Here is a 13988-nt window from a genome sequence, read left to right on the forward strand (position 1 = left end):
TTCTCAGGCGATGCGAAGCTGGCTGGCCGGATCGAAGAACACGGCCTTGTCGAGGTTGAAGGCAAGGCGCGCCGTCTGGCCGGCGGCGATGCGCACGTCGGCGCGAAGCCGCGCGACGATCTCCTTGCCGCCGAGATGGGTGACGGCGAAGGTGTCAGCGCCTGCAGGTTCCACCACCTCGATCAGGCAATCGCCTTCGCCGACAGTGCGGGCATTGCGGTCCGCGCCATCAGGATCGGTCAGGGCCTCGGGACGGATACCGAAGATCACGTCCTTGCCCTTGTAGGCGGCAAGCCCGCCCGGTGCGTTCGGCACTGACAATACCAGCGGTTCGGCCTGATGGCGGGCCAGCGAAACGGCCACGCCGGAGCCGTCCTCCACGATCCGCGCCGAGAGGAGATTCATCGCGGGCGAGCCCATGAAATCGGCAACGAAGGTATTGGCAGGGTTGTTGTAGATTTCGGCTGGTGTGCCGAACTGCTGGAGAACGCCATCCTTCAAGACGGCGATCTTGGTGGCGAGCGTCATCGCCTCGATCTGATCGTGCGTCACGTAGACGATGGTGGTCTTCATGCGGTGGTGCAGGCGTTTGATTTCCGTACGCATGTCGACGCGCAGCTTGGCATCGAGGTTGGACAGCGGCTCGTCGAACAGGAAAAGCTTGGGGTCGCGCACCAGCGCCCGGCCCATGGCGACGCGCTGGCGCTGGCCGCCGGAAAGCTGGCCGGGCTTGCGGTCGAGCAGATGGCCGATCTGCAGCATGTCGGCGACCTGCTTGATCGCCTTGTCGCGCTCTTCTTTTGGCACGCCGCGGATTTCCATGCCGAAGGCGATGTTTCCACCCACCGTCATGTTCGGATAGAGCGCGTAGGACTGGAATACCATGGCTATGTCGCGCTTGGAGGGATGCAGGCCCGCGACCGAGCGGCCATCGATGGCGATGTCGCCCGAGGTGATGGGCTCCAGCCCGGCGATTGTGTTGAGCAGCGTGGACTTGCCGCACCCGGAGGGACCGACGAGCACGAGAAAGCCGCCCTGCTCGATCTCCAGATTGATGTCCTTGAGGATTTCCAGCGCACCATAGGACTTGCGCAGATTGCTGATTTTCAGGAACGACATGGGCTATCCTTTCACGGCGCCGGACATCAGGCCGCGCACGAAATAGCGTCCGGAGACGACGTAGACGATCAGAGTGGGGAGTGCGGCGAGGATCGCGCCCGCGAAATGCACGTTGTATTCCTTCACACCCGTCGAGGACTGGACGAGGTTGTTGAGCGCCACCGTCATCGGCGTGGTGTTCGCGCCGGAGAAGGAGGCGCCGAACAGGAAGTCGTTCCAGATATTGGTGAACTGCCAGATGACCGAGACGACGATGATCGGGCCGGAGGACGGCAGCAGGATGCGGTAGAAGATCTGGAAGAAGCTCGCGCCGTCGATCTGCGCCGCACGCACCAGTTCGGTCGGGAAGTTTTCATAGTAGTTGCGGAAATAGAGCGTCGTGAAGCCGATGCCGTAGATGATGTGGACGAAGGTCAGGCCCCAGATCGACCCGGCGAGGCCCACCATGCCGAGAATACGCGCCATCGGAATGAGCACGATCTGAAACGGTATGAAGCAGGACAAAAGCAGCAGGCCGAAGAAGACATTCGAGCCTTTGAACTGCCACTTGGTCAGCACGTAGCCGTTCAGCGCACCGATGATCGTGGAGATCGCCACGGCCGGAACGACCATCAGAATCGAGTTGATGAAGAAGGGGCGCAGGCCCGTCGGCTGCACGCCGATCTGAGCTGTCGACCAGGCGGAAATCCAGGGTTCGATGGTCCATTGCTGCGGCAGGTTCAGCATGCCGCCCTGGCGGATTTCTTCCAGTGGCTTCAGCGAATTCACCAGCATCACGTAGAGCGGCAGCAGGTAATAGATGGCGAACAGGGTGAGGGCGGAGTAGATCAGCGCGCGCGTCAGCCTGTTGTGCGAGATGACGTTTTCGGGGCTGGAAACGCTCATCGGCCTTTGCCTCCGCGGATTTCGGAATAGAGGTAGGGGATGATGATCGAGAAGATCATGACCAGCATGATGATGGCCGACGAGGCGCCGATGCCCATCTGGTTGCGGGTGAAGGTGTAGGAATACATGAATGTCGCCGGCAGTTCGGTCGCCTGGCCGGGGCCGCCGCCGGTCAGTGCCACGACGAGGTCGTAGGCCTTGATGGCGAGATGGGCGAGCACGACGAAGGCGGACAGGAAGACCGGCCGCATCAGCGGAATGATGATGCGGCGATAGATGGTCGAGGTGGAGGCGCCGTCGATCTGCGCTGCCTTGATGATTTCGTTGTCGACGCCGCGCAGGCCGGCGAGGAACATGGCCATCACGAAGCCGGACGATTGCCAAACGGCCGCGATGACCACGCAGTAGATGGCGTAGTTGCGGTCCTTGATCCAGTTGAAGGCGAAGCTCTCCCAGCCCCAGAGATGCATGGTGTTCTCAAGTCCGATGCCGGGATCGAGGAACCATTTCCAGGCCGTGCCCGTAACGATGAAGGAGAGTGCCATCGGATAGAGGTAGATCGGCCGCAGGATGCCTTCGACGCGGATCTTCTGGTCGAGCAGGATAGCAAGCCCGAGCCCCAAAACCGAGCAGATGACGATATAAAGCGAGGCGAAGATCGCGAGGTTGGAAACCGCCCGCCACCAGTGCGGCAGGGCCCAGAGTTTGTAATAGTTGCTCAGTCCCACGAAATTGTAGGACGGCAACATCTTGCTGTCCGTCAGCGACAGGAAGCCCGTATAGGCGATGAAGCCGTAGACGAAGACGAGCACGATGAGGAAACTGGGTGCCAGCACAAGCTTCGGCAGAAGCTCCTGCAGCCGGCTTCGGCTATCCATGGTCGATACCACCGTTGAAATCGGGTTGCAGGGCGGCGCGTGGCCCCCTCATCCGGCTGCCGCCACCTTCTCCGCCGGGGAGAAGGGCTTTGCCGCGACGTTCAAGTTCCCTCTCCCCGGTGGGGAGAGGGTAGGGTGAGGGGCTAGCCCCTTACTTCGCGGCCTCGACGGCGGACTTCAGTTCTTCGACGGCTTCCTCGGAGGAAAGCTCACCGTTGAACTGGCGGGTCACGACGTCATAGATCGCGTTCTTGACGGACGCCGGGTTGGCGTGGCCGTGGGCCATGGAGCCGTAGAGCGTGCCGTTCGCATTGGCTTCCGCGAGGTCCTTGATGGCCTTCTTGCCGCAGGCGTCGAAGGCTTCGTCCGAGACATCGGTACGGGCGGGTGCGGAACCCTTGACCACGTTGAAGGCCGACTGGAAGGTCGGGCTTTCGATGGCCGAGGCCATGACGAGCTGGGCTGGAACCTTGTCAGCTGCGACCTTGAACATGGCGAACTGGTCGGAGTTGAAGGTTACCGAACCCTGCGTGCCCGGATAGCGCATGCAGACAAAATCCTCGCCGGGCTTCTTGCCGGCCTTGATGAATTCGCCCTTGGCCCAATCGCCCATGAACTGCACGCCGGCCTTGCCTTCGATGACCATGGCGGATGCCAGGTTCCAGTCGCGGCCCGAGAAGTTGTCGTCCACATAGGAGCGCAGCTTCGTCATGCGGTCGAAGGCTTCCTTCATCTGGGCGCTGCCCAGCGTTTCCGGATCGAGATCGATGAACGCCTTCTTGTAGAAGTCGTTGCCGAATGAAAGCACGACCGCGTCGAAGATCGTCGCGTCCTGCCACGGCTGCCCGCCATGGGCGACCGGCGTGATGCCCTGTTCCTTGAACTTGTCGAGCAGGGCGACGAGTTCGTCCCAGTTCGTCGGCTCCTCGCCGCCGGCCTTGTCGAGGGCCGCCTTGTTGATCCACATCCAGTTGGTGGAGTGGACGTTAACGGGGGCTGCTATCCAGTGGCCGTCATACTTGGAGAACTGCTGCAGGGCAGTCGGGATGACCTTGTCCCAGCCTTCCTTGCTGGCCACTTCATCCAGGTTGCCGAGCGCGCCTTCCTTGGCCCAGTCGAGAATGTCGAAGCCGAGCATCTGCACCGCGGTCGGCGCATTGCCGGCCGTGACGCGGGCGCGCAGCACGGTCATGGCTTCCGTGCCCCCGCCGCCGGCAACCGGCATGTCGGTCCAGGAAATGCCCTTGGTTTCAAGATCCTTCTTGAGGACTTCGAGTGCGGCGGCTTCGCCGCCCGAGGTCCACCAGTGCAGCACTTCGACATTTTCGGCGGCGCGAGCGGCAGTGCCGCCCAGGCCCATCATGACCGCGGCGATCGCGGTGGTGGTCACAAACTTGCGCATCGTTTTCCTCCCGGTTGCAAGTTCAAAGGCGAGAACCTCCTCCCGCCGATGTCCCCGACGCGCTTGGCGTCGGAATTGTCTCTCTGGCTCAATGCCGGTGTAATTTAAAACGTTGTAAATTTCCGAAGTCAAGTCGCCATGGCATGGCACCGTATCACGATTTCAGAAGGCTTTAAATTCGGGCCGACAGCGCGTTTTCAACGCGGCCCGACACTTTGTGCGCCACATTGCAAACGTTATAAATCCTGTGCGCTGCAAGATTGCAGAGCTTCTGATGGCTCGGTATGGTACGGGCGATTGATCGTCCCCAGCCGAAGAATTGCAGCCGTGTCCCCAATCGAAAAGTCTGTCGCCCGCGAAACCGCTTCCAATATCTCCCGAGCGGGCAAGCCGACGCTTAAAACCATCGCCGAGATGACGGGCCTTGCCATTACGACGGTCTCGCGTGCGCTCGGCAATGCACCGCAGATTTCGGAGAGCACGCGCCGCCGGGTTCACGCTGTCGCCGCCGAAATCGGCTATCTGCCGGATCGCGCTGCCCAACGCCTCAAGACTGGCCGCACCAATGTCATCTCCGTGCTGCTCGATCCGCATGAGGAAATCCTCGGTTTCGGCACCTCGATCATGCACGGTCTTGCGCGTGCGCTGCAGGCGACGTCCTACCACCTCATCGTCACGCCGAACTTTCTCGACGGCAGCAATGTCGATGCGGTCAACTACATCATCCGCAACGGCATGGCCGATGGCCTGATCTTTTCGCGCACCGAGCCCTTCGATCCGCGCGTGCGCTTGCTTCTGGAAAACGGCTTTCCCTTCGTGACCCACGGGCGCACGGAATTCTCCACCCCGCATGCCTTCGTCGACTATGACAACTTCGCCTTCGCTTACGAAGCGACCAAGCGGCTGATCGCCAAGGGCCGGCGCAAGGTCACGATCATCCTGCCCCCCAGGCGGCTGACGTTCCACCAGTATATGCTGCACGGCTTCATGACGGCCGTGCGCGAGGCGGGTGTCTCCTACGAGATTGCCGATGCGCTCGACCTCGACAGTCCTGCCGACATGATTCGCGACTATGTGCGCCGCCGCAGCGCCGAGCCCGATCCGCCTGACGGCTACACCTGTCCGGGGGAAGTCTCCGCGCTTGCCACCATTACCGGCATGAGCGATAACGGCTTCACGCTCTGCGCGGAATACGACATCGTCGCCAAGCAGACGTCGCGCCTGCTCAGCCAGATCCAGCCGAAGGTCGAGACGATCTACGAGGATCTGCCGGCTGCGGGCGAAGCGATGGGACGGCTGCTCCTGCGCCGCATTGCCGGCGAGAACGCCGAAGACCTGACCATGCTCCTGGGACCGCAGTTCGGCTTCCCGACGCCCTGAGCGGGTGGCACGGCCGGTCCCCTTCCTGGTTGTCGGGACGGATCTGCTCATCGCGGCATCCACCAGTCGGTGCGCGCGCCGATATGCATGTTGAGCGTCTTGGTCTCCGTGTAGTCCTCCACCGCATGGCGACCGAGTTCGCGGCCGAGGCCGGACTGGCGATAGCCGCCGAAGGGCAGCTCGGAGGCGCCGTCCATGAAGGTGTTCATCCAGACCGTGCCCGCGCGCACCTTGCGGCCGATGGTCAGGCAGGTGTCGAAATCCCGGCTCCAGACCCCGGCCGACAGGCCGTAATCGATAGCGTTTGCGATGCGGATGGCGTCTTCCGTCGTATCGAATGTCAGTACCGAAAGCACCGGGCCGAAAACCTCTTCGCGGGCGACGGCCATATCGGGCTGCACGCCGGAGAGGATCGTGGGCGCCATGAACTGGCCGAGACCGAGATCGAGCGCGCCGCCACCGAGTGTGACCGAGGCGCCGGCCTTCGATGCGCCCTCGACATAGGCGCCGATCTTGTCGAGATGCTGCGGCGTAATGATCGCGCCGACCTGTGTCGTGGGATCGAGCGGATCGCCGACCTTGACCTTCTTTGCAAGCTCGGCAATGCGCGCCGTCACGTCATCGGCGATGGACGTGTGCAGGATCAGCCGAGATCCAGCATTGCAGCACTCACCGGCGTTGAAATAGGCGCCGAAGACTGCGGCATCGATGAAGGCGTCGAGATCGGCATCCGGGAAGACGATCTGCGGATTCTTGCCGCCGAGTTCCAGCGAAACCTTCTTCAGCGTTTGCGCCGCATTGGCCATGGTGAGACGGCCGACACCGGTGGAACCCGTGAAGGAGACCATGTCGACATCGGGATGCGTCGTCATCGGCGCGCCCACTTCCGGGCCGGTGCCGGTGACGATGTTGACGACACCGGCGGGCACGCCGGCCTCGATGAGAATTTCGCCGAGAACCAGCGTGGAGCCGGAAGTCAATTCCGAGGGTTTGACGACCGTCGTGCAGCCAGCGGCCAGCGCAAAGGGTAATTTCTGGCTTACGATCAGGAAGGGGAAGTTCCATGGCGTGATGATGGATACGACGCCGATCGCCTCGCGCAGCACGACGCCGAGCGTGCCGTCGCCGAGCGTGTTGTAGCTTTCGCCGTGCAGGTCGCGTGCGAGGGCCGCGGCATAGCGCCAGATATCGACGGCCCCGCCGAGTTCGGCCTTGGCCTGGCTGATCGGCTTGCCGCTTTCGATCGTGTCGAGAAACGCGAGTTCGTCGGCGCGTGCGGCGATGAGGTCTGCTGCCTTGAGCAGGATGTTGGAGCGCTCCGCCCCGGTCATGTTCGGCCACGGGCCATTGTCGAAGGCCTTGCGCGCGGCGGCGATGGCGCGCTCGGCATCTGCCTTTGTGCCGGCCGGATAGCGGCTGACGACGACGCCATGGCCCGGCGCGACGCGCTCGATTGCGCTGCCTGCGCCTTGCGTCCACGCCCCGTCGATCAGCATGCGGAAGTCGCGTGCCTTGAAATTGTCGAACGCCTTCGGCCTTACATGCGCGGTCATCACCATTCTCCCTTGAAATCTGCGGGGCGCTTGCCCGTGAAGGCGGCGACGCCTTCCTTGAGGTCCCCGGTCTTGGCGACGAGGATGGAGCCAAGCGCTTCCACCGCCGCGCCATTGTCCTCACCGTTCGCAACGGAAATCATCAGCTTGGAAACCTCCGTCGCCGCCGGCCCGAGCGCGGCGATGCGGGCTGCGTATGCCAGGGCCGCTTCGACGACTGTTCCCGTTTCCACGACCTGATCGACGATGCCGAGTGCCATTGCCTCGACCGCCGTCAGGACCTCGCCGCCCAGCAGCATGCGCCGCACGGGCTGTGCGCCGAAGCGCTTGACCAGCCGTTGCGTGCCGGACCAGCCAGGCACCATGCCGAGACCAGCTTCCGGCAGGCCGATCTTCACCTGCGTTTCGGCGATGCGGATATCGGCGGCGGCTGCCAGTTCCAACCCGCCACCCAGCGCGTGTCCGTTTACGGCGGCGATCAGCGGCATGCGCAGCGTCGCCAGCCGTTCGAAGACCCGGTGGCCGAAGCGCACCCAGGCATGGCCGAACTCATTGGCCTCCATGCCCGCCCAGGCGCGGATGTCACCGCCGGCGGAAAAGGCCTTACCCTCGCCGGTCAGGATTGCGACGCGGGCCGCAGCATTGGCCTCGACCACGTCGCAGGCCGCAGAAAGCTCCTTCAGCATGCCGATATCGAAGGCATTCGCCTTTTCCGGCCGCGCGACGGTGATCGTCGCGATGGCCCCTTCAATGCTGACCTTGATGCGCGGCTCAGCCATGGTTTGCTCCCACCAGCTTGCGCGGTGTCTTCTGCGGCAGGGTCAGGCCGATCGGCGCGTCGGTGAAGAGCGCGGCATCCATAACCTTCACATCCGGCGAGACGATGAGATCGAATTCCGACTGGTCGAGAATATGCGCCTGGAGGTCGATGCCGGGTGCGATCTCTGTCAGCACGATACCGTCAGGCGTCAGCTTCAGCACGCAGCGCTCGGTGACATAGGTGATGTCCTGGCCCTGCGCTACGCCGCGCGGGCCGGAGAAGGTGACATGCTCGACGGCGTTCACCAGTTTTTTGAGCTTGCCTTCCTTTTCGATGACGAGCTTGCCATTCTCGATGGCCAGTTTCGCGCCGGCATTGAACATGCCGGAGAAGACGATCTTCTTGGCCCGCGCCGTGATGTCCACGAAGCCGCCGGCCCCGGCCGTTACATGCGGCCGGAAGGAAAGCTTCGAGACATTGACCGAGCCGTCCTTGCCGATTTCGAGGAAGGAGAGCAGCGAAGCATCGAACCCGGCGCCCTGGAAATAGGTGAACTGATAGGGCGAGGGCATGAAGGCATCGGCGTTCGAGGCGCAGCCGAAGGCGAAGTCGAGCAGCGGCACGCCGCCAACGGCACCCTGCTCGATCACCCAGGCCACCGCACCGTGCAGGCCTTCTTCCAGCAGGATCCGGGGCACATTGGCGGAAATGCCGAAGCCGAGATTGACCGCGCTGCCGGCCTCGAGTTCCTGCGCAACGCGGCGGGCGATGACCTTCTGGATGTTGAATTCTGGCACACGGAATGTATCGAGCGGCCGGAAAATTTCGCCTGATATAGCGGGATCGTAGAGCGTCTGCGTCGTCTGCTTCTGGTCCGGATCGACCACGATATAGTCGACGAGGACGCCGGGCACGCGAACATCGTGCGGCTTGAGGGAGCCGTCCTTGGTGATGCGCTTGACCTGCGCGATGACGATGCCGCCGTTGTTGCGGGCGGCAAGCGCCTGGTCGAGCCCGCCGAGATAGGCGCCCTCGTGTTCATAGGTCAGGTTGCCGCGTTCGTCTGCGGTGGTCGCGCGAATGATTGCCACTTGCGGCACGATGGCCTTGAAGTAAAGCCACTCTTCGCCGGCAAAGGTGATCTTCTCCACCACCGCCTCCTGCGCTGCGGCGGCATTCATGGCGCAGCCTTCGCGGGTGGGATCGACAAAGGTGTCGAGGCCGACCTTGGTGATCACGCCGGGCCGCTTGGCTGCGGCCTCACGGTGCATGTCGAAAAGGATGCCCGAGGGGATATTGTAGGCCGGAATCTCGTTGCCGGTGATCATCTGCCAGATCAGGGGCGGCTCGGACGAGGAGGGGCCGGAGGGATAGGAGCCGCCGATGATCCTCTTCAGGAGGCCCTTCCGGGCGATATGGTCGACACCCTTGATGCCGCTCATGTCGCCGGCTGCGATCGGGTGCAGCGTGGTGATGTTCCTGGGGTGGCCGGTCTCTTCGAAACGCGAGCCGATCGCCTGCAACATGAGGTCCGGGCAGCCGAGGCCCGACGACGAGGAGACCGAAACGACGGCTTCGTCAGGAATGAGGTCTGCGGCCTCGCGCGGTGTGATGTGCTTGCCCATTGTCCGTTCCGAATTTCGTATCAAATGCCGGGCGCGATCTTGACCGCGCCGCCGTTGCGCGCGGCCTCCACCACGGCAAGCCCCGTCACCAGCGACCAGATGCCGTCTTCGCCCGTCGCGGAGGGCTTTCCGTTGCCCGCGATGGCGGCATGGAAAGCCGAAAGCGCGGTTTCATAGAGGTTCGCCTGGTCGAGCGGCAGGTTGTGCTCGCCGTCGGCATCGCGCAGCGTTACAGACCCGGTCGCGCGCTGCGTCATGACGTTGCGGCCGATCAGCGAGCCTTCGGTGCCATGCACTTCAAGCCCCGTTTCAGCGAATTTCGTCGTGAAGCCATCGTGGAACTGCGCTACCACGCCATTCTGGAAGCGCAGCACGCCCATCACGGCGTCTTCCAGCCCGGCCTTGCCCATGCCGCCCGATTGCGAGAGGGCGATCGCTTCCACCGGGTCGCTGTCGAGAACGAAGCGCAGCGTATCCGCGTCGTGTACGGTGATATCGAGAATGACGCCACCGCCGGCTTCGGGCTTTTCGAGGCGCCAGCCCTGCAGATGAGGCGGCAGGTAGACGGCATGGAAGACGCGGGCCGCCAGCGGCGTGCCGATGCGGCCGGCCTTGATGGCCTTGCGCATGGCGCGGTGGGTGGCCGCGTTGCGCAGATGGTGGTTGGTCGCCAGGACGACACCGGCATCCTTCGCGGCCTGCACCATGGCGCGGGCGTCGTCCAGCGACATGGCGAGCGGCTTTTCGCACAGGATATGCTTGCCGGCTTTCGCGGCGGCGAGCGCCTGGTCGCGATGCAGTTCATTGGTCGTGGAGATATAGACGGCATCGATCGCGGGATCGTTCACGAGGTCGTCGAGCGATGTGACGGCCTTGGCGATGCCGTGGTCGTCGGCGTATTTGCGGCCGCGTTCGGCGTTGCTGCTCATGACGGAGACGACGTCGCCGCCGGTGGCGCGGATTGCGCCGATCATCCATTCACGGGCAATCGTGCTTGCCCCGATCAAACCCCACCGCGTCATGCAGACATCCTCCCTGCTTTTTTTTCTCCCGCCCCGCAGCTCTGGCGCACGACGAGGCGCACGGAACCGACGATGGCTTCGGGCTCCACCTTGCCCGTATTGATCTGCTTCAGCAGCAGTTGCGCGGCACGGCGGCCCATGCCCTGCGGATCGACGGAAACCGTCGTCAGCGCCGGCACGGCGGTCTCGGCCTCGATCACGTCGTCGAAGCCGACCACTGCAAAGTCGCGGCCGGGCTCCCTGCCGGCGGCGCGCAGTCCGTCACAGACGCCGAAGGCGGCCGCGTCGTTGAAGCAGAGCGCGGCCGTCGGCGGAGCGGTGAGCGACAGGGCGCGCTCGATGGCGGCGACGCCACCGGCGCGCGAGGCCGTCGAGCCGATCACCAGCATATCCGGCGCCTCGAAGCCTGCTTCCACCAGCGCATCGCGCCAGCCCTGCACCCGTTCCGCAAAGACGGTGGTGTTGGCGATGCCGCCGAGAAAGGCGATGCGGCTGTGGCCGAGCGAGACGAGGTGCGCGACGGCGGCCTTCGCGCCGGCATAGTTGTCGGAAACGAGGGAGGAGACCTTGGCGCCCACCACATTGCGCACCACGGATACGACCGGGATGCCGCTGGCGGCCAGCGGTTTCAGGTCGGCGGCTTCCGTTCCCCGGGCGGGCGAGATGATCAGGCCGGAAATGCCGTGTTCGCGCATCGAGGCGACGACCTCGCGCTGGCGATCCACGCTTTCGGCGGAATTCGACAGGAACTGCACATAGCCGGCGGATTGCATGACCATGTCCATGCCGACGGCGAGCTCGGCGAAGAACGAGTTCGTCAGGTCGTTCACGATGATGCCGATGATGCGCGACGAGGCGGACTGGCGCAGGTTTGCCGCACCGCGATTGTAGACATAGCCGAGCTCGCGGATGACCGCGTTCACCTTGGCGCGCGTCGCCTCGTTGACGAGCGGGCTTGCCTGCAGGACGAGCGAGACGGTCGACTTCGACACGCCGGCGGCGCGCGCAATGTCGACAACGGTCACCCGGCTTCTGCTCACGGTCATCCTCCCTGCATCGGGCTTCGCGCCGTCTTGTTGTTCCGTAATTAATTGGATCGTTCCAAATATGTCAAGTGTATTTTGGGTGAGCCTTGACCGTGGGTAAGCGATGAGTGAATTCGCCAGATATCGTGACAAGTGAACTCAGCGGCACCCAGCTAGCGCTATCGTAATCATCAGAGAGGCATCATAACGCTTGCGAATCCCGTAAACTGGCTTGTCGCCTTGCGGCGTTATGAGGCTCGTTAGCTGAAGCCGAAAGGGGATATGTCACCGCAAAGGACGCAATGTCGCACGAAGCAGACGAAGGAATAGCGCTTGAAATTTGGAACGATCTAAATTATTGCGCTAAAAAACCTTTGGGAGGATGTCGTGTCTATCAGCCTTTCCCTGCCGCGCGCCGATGGCGGCGTCGAAGCCTATGCCCTCTCGGGTACACCCACCGCGCGTCCGGCCTCAGCGCCATCATTCAACCGCATCGCCTATGCAGCCGCGCACGTGGTTTCCGATCCGCGCCGCGATGCCCGGCCCTGGGAGGCGCCGGCCATCGACTGGGAGCGTACGATGGCGTTTCGCCATCACCTCTGGTCGCTTGGTTTTCGCATTGCGGAGGCAATGGACACCTCGCAGCGCGGCATGGGGCTCGACTGGGCCGGTGCGCAGGAACTCATCCGCCGCTCGCTTGCCGAGGCGAAGACGGTGCCGGGCGCGGACCTCGCCTGCGGCGCCGGCACGGATCATCTCAACCCCGCGGATGCCCGTTCTCTTGATGATGTGATCGGGGCCTATGAGGAGCAGGTCGCCTTTGTCGAAAGGCATGGCGGTCGCGCCATCATGATGGCGAGCCGGGCACTGGCGCGCATCGCTCGCTCCCCGGACGATTATCGCAAGGTCTACGGTCGCATCCTCGGCCAGGCGAAGGACAAGGTCGTGCTGCACTGGCTGGGCGACATGTTCGACGCGCAGCTGCGGGGCTACTGGGGTTCGCAAAGCTTCGAGCCGGCGCTCGATACGGTTATCTCGATCATCGAGGAGAACCGCGCCAAGGTCGAAGGCATCAAGATCTCTCTTCTCGACAATGCATATGAGGTGGCGCTGCGCGATCGCCTGCCGGAGGGCGTGCTCTGCTTCACGGGTGATGACTTCAACTATGCCCAACTGATCGAGGGCGACGGGGTGAGGTACAGCCATGCGCTGCTCGGTATCTTCGATGCCGTCGCGCCACAGGCCTCGCAGGCCTTGGCGTCCCTTGCGGCTGGAGACGTCGCACGCTTTCGGGCCGTTATCGCGCCGACGGTTCCGTTGTCCCGCAAGATCTTCGAAGCGCCGACGCAATATTACAAGGCGGGTGTCGTTTTCCTCGCCTGGCTGAACGGCCATCAGGATCATTTCACCATGCCTGCCGGCATGCAATCCGCCCGCGGCGTCGTGCACTATGCGGATGTGTTCCGCCTCGCCGACAAGGCCAATGTGCTGGACAAGCCGGAACTGGCGGTCGCTCGCATGAAAAGCCTGATGACGGTGCTCGGCATTTCCTGAGATAGCTGTGGATGACCGGCCGTTTGGCCGGTCGATTGCGCCGTCAGACGCTAAACTTCGGTCATGGAATGCGTGACCTGGAGCAGGATATGACGGCTGGCGACGTGAAGATCGGCGAAAGCTGGATGGCACCACTGGCGGCGGAATTCTCCAGTCCGTACATGGCCGAGCTGAAAGCCTTCCTGCTGGAGCAGAAGCAGGAGGGGAAACGGATCTTTCCGAAGGGTGCGGAATATTTCCGGGCGCTCGATCTGACGCCGCTCGACGAAGTACGTGTCGTCATCCTCGGACAGGATCCCTATCACGGCGAAGGGCAGGCGCACGGCCTATGCTTTTCGGTGCAGCCGGGCGTGCGCATTCCGCCTTCGCTCGTCAACATCTACAAGGAATTGCAGGCGGATCTCGGCATTCCCCCAGCGCGGCACGGCTTTCTGGAGCATTGGGCGCAGCAGGGCGTGCTGCTCTTGAACAGCGTGCTGACGGTAGAAATGGGCCGCGCGGCCTCGCACCAGGGCAAGGGCTGGGAGCGTTTCACCGACGCGGTAATCCGTGCGGTCAATGAGCAGGAAAAGCCCGTCGTCTTCATTCTCTGGGGATCATACGCCCAGAAGAAGGCGGCTTTCGTGGATAGCCGCCGTCACCTCGTGCTGCGGTCGCCGCATCCTTCGCCGCTATCGGCGCATAACGGCTTCTTCGGCACCAAGCCGTTTTCCAAGGCGAATGCCTTTCTGGAAAAGCACGGTCGCAAGCCGATCGACTGGCAACTGCCGGCGACGCCTCAGTAG

12 protein-coding genes are annotated in these 13988 nt (G+C 63.2%); 3 read left to right on the forward strand and 9 right to left on the reverse strand.

Annotated elements, in window-relative coordinates; genetic code table 11:
- Window positions 1–3 precede the first annotated feature (3 nt).
- From MKI86_RS14720 to MKI86_RS14735, 4 genes are all read right to left on the reverse strand, one after another.
- Window positions 4–1119 carry an ABC transporter ATP-binding protein gene (locus MKI86_RS14720; protein ID WP_241601701.1) on the reverse strand — a complete coding sequence of 372 codons (1116 nt, stop codon included), beginning with the start codon at window positions 1117–1119 and terminating at the stop codon, window positions 4–6.
- A gap of 3 nt (window positions 1120–1122) precedes the next feature.
- On the reverse strand, window positions 1123–2004 hold the full coding sequence (locus tag MKI86_RS14725; protein ID WP_241601702.1) for a carbohydrate ABC transporter permease: 882 nt from the start codon (window positions 2002–2004) through the stop codon (window positions 1123–1125).
- On the reverse strand, window positions 2001–2882 hold the full coding sequence (locus tag MKI86_RS14730; protein ID WP_241601703.1) for a carbohydrate ABC transporter permease: 882 nt from the start codon (window positions 2880–2882) through the stop codon (window positions 2001–2003). Before MKI86_RS14730 ends, MKI86_RS14725 begins: the two co-directional genes overlap by 4 nt.
- Window positions 2883–3033: 151 nt before the next feature.
- The gene (locus tag MKI86_RS14735; RefSeq protein ID WP_241602515.1) at window positions 3034–4245 is read right to left on the reverse strand and encodes an ABC transporter substrate-binding protein; all 1212 of its coding nucleotides are present in this window, start codon (window positions 4243–4245) and stop codon (window positions 3034–3036) included.
- 366 nt (window positions 4246–4611) lie between these two features.
- On the opposite strand from MKI86_RS14735, the gene MKI86_RS14740 reads away from it, so the two are divergent.
- A complete protein-coding gene (locus tag MKI86_RS14740) occupies window positions 4612–5664 on the forward strand; it encodes a LacI family transcriptional regulator (RefSeq protein WP_256465736.1) in 1053 nt (350 codons plus the stop codon).
- A gap of 47 nt (window positions 5665–5711) precedes the next feature.
- On the opposite strand, the gene MKI86_RS14745 is transcribed toward MKI86_RS14740, so the two are convergent.
- The 5 genes from MKI86_RS14745 to MKI86_RS14765 are packed head-to-tail and all read right to left on the reverse strand — an operon-like array spanning window position 5712 to window position 11664.
- A complete protein-coding gene (locus MKI86_RS14745) occupies window positions 5712–7217 on the reverse strand; it encodes an aldehyde dehydrogenase family protein (protein ID WP_241601704.1) in 1506 nt (501 codons plus the stop codon).
- A complete protein-coding gene (locus MKI86_RS14750; protein ID WP_241601705.1) occupies window positions 7217–7996 on the reverse strand; it encodes an enoyl-CoA hydratase/isomerase family protein in 780 nt (259 codons plus the stop codon). The genes MKI86_RS14745 and MKI86_RS14750 overlap by 1 nt, the downstream gene beginning before the upstream one ends.
- A complete protein-coding gene (locus MKI86_RS14755; RefSeq protein ID WP_241601707.1) occupies window positions 7989–9602 on the reverse strand; it encodes an acyl CoA:acetate/3-ketoacid CoA transferase in 1614 nt (537 codons plus the stop codon). Before MKI86_RS14755 ends, MKI86_RS14750 begins: the two co-directional genes overlap by 8 nt.
- Before the next feature lie 20 nt (window positions 9603–9622).
- The gene (locus tag MKI86_RS14760) at window positions 9623–10624 is read right to left on the reverse strand and encodes a Gfo/Idh/MocA family protein (protein ID WP_241601709.1); all 1002 of its coding nucleotides are present in this window, start codon (window positions 10622–10624) and stop codon (window positions 9623–9625) included.
- A complete protein-coding gene (locus tag MKI86_RS14765; protein WP_241601711.1) occupies window positions 10621–11664 on the reverse strand; it encodes a LacI family DNA-binding transcriptional regulator in 1044 nt (347 codons plus the stop codon). The genes MKI86_RS14760 and MKI86_RS14765 overlap by 4 nt, the downstream gene beginning before the upstream one ends.
- A gap of 372 nt (window positions 11665–12036) precedes the next feature.
- On the opposite strand from MKI86_RS14765, the gene MKI86_RS14770 reads away from it, so the two are divergent.
- A complete protein-coding gene (locus tag MKI86_RS14770) occupies window positions 12037–13203 on the forward strand; it encodes a dihydrodipicolinate synthase family protein (protein WP_241601714.1) in 1167 nt (388 codons plus the stop codon).
- Between the two features lie 89 nt (window positions 13204–13292).
- Window positions 13293–13988 (forward strand): uracil-DNA glycosylase, encoded by a 696-nt coding sequence (gene ung / locus MKI86_RS14775; protein WP_241601716.1) that lies wholly within the window; start codon window positions 13293–13295, stop codon window positions 13986–13988.

Source organism: Shinella sedimenti, assembly GCF_022601905.1.
GTDB classification, from domain to species: Bacteria; Pseudomonadota; Alphaproteobacteria; order Rhizobiales; family Rhizobiaceae; genus Shinella; species Shinella sedimenti.

Excerpts from the sequence above, each read along its gene's own strand:
- MKI86_RS14745 (WP_241601704.1), bottom strand. The coding sequence starts at position 7,217 with ATGACCGCGCATGTAAGGCCGAAGGCGTTCGACAATTTCAAGGCACGC.
- MKI86_RS14720 (WP_241601701.1), bottom strand. The coding sequence starts at position 1,119 with ATGTCGTTCCTGAAAATCAGCAATCTGCGCAAGTCCTATGGTGCGCTG.
- MKI86_RS14760 (WP_241601709.1), bottom strand. The coding sequence starts at position 10,624 with ATGACGCGGTGGGGTTTGATCGGGGCAAGCACGATTGCCCGTGAATGG.
- ung (WP_241601716.1), top strand. The coding sequence starts at position 13,293 with ATGACGGCTGGCGACGTGAAGATCGGCGAAAGCTGGATGGCACCACTG.
- MKI86_RS14735 (WP_241602515.1), bottom strand. The coding sequence starts at position 4,245 with ATGATGGGCCTGGGCGGCACTGCCGCTCGCGCCGCCGAAAATGTCGAA.
- MKI86_RS14725 (WP_241601702.1), bottom strand. The coding sequence starts at position 2,004 with ATGAGCGTTTCCAGCCCCGAAAACGTCATCTCGCACAACAGGCTGACG.
- MKI86_RS14755 (WP_241601707.1), bottom strand. The coding sequence starts at position 9,602 with ATGGGCAAGCACATCACACCGCGCGAGGCCGCAGACCTCATTCCTGAC.
- MKI86_RS14730 (WP_241601703.1), bottom strand. The coding sequence starts at position 2,882 with ATGGATAGCCGAAGCCGGCTGCAGGAGCTTCTGCCGAAGCTTGTGCTG.
- MKI86_RS14750 (WP_241601705.1), bottom strand. The coding sequence starts at position 7,996 with ATGGCTGAGCCGCGCATCAAGGTCAGCATTGAAGGGGCCATCGCGACG.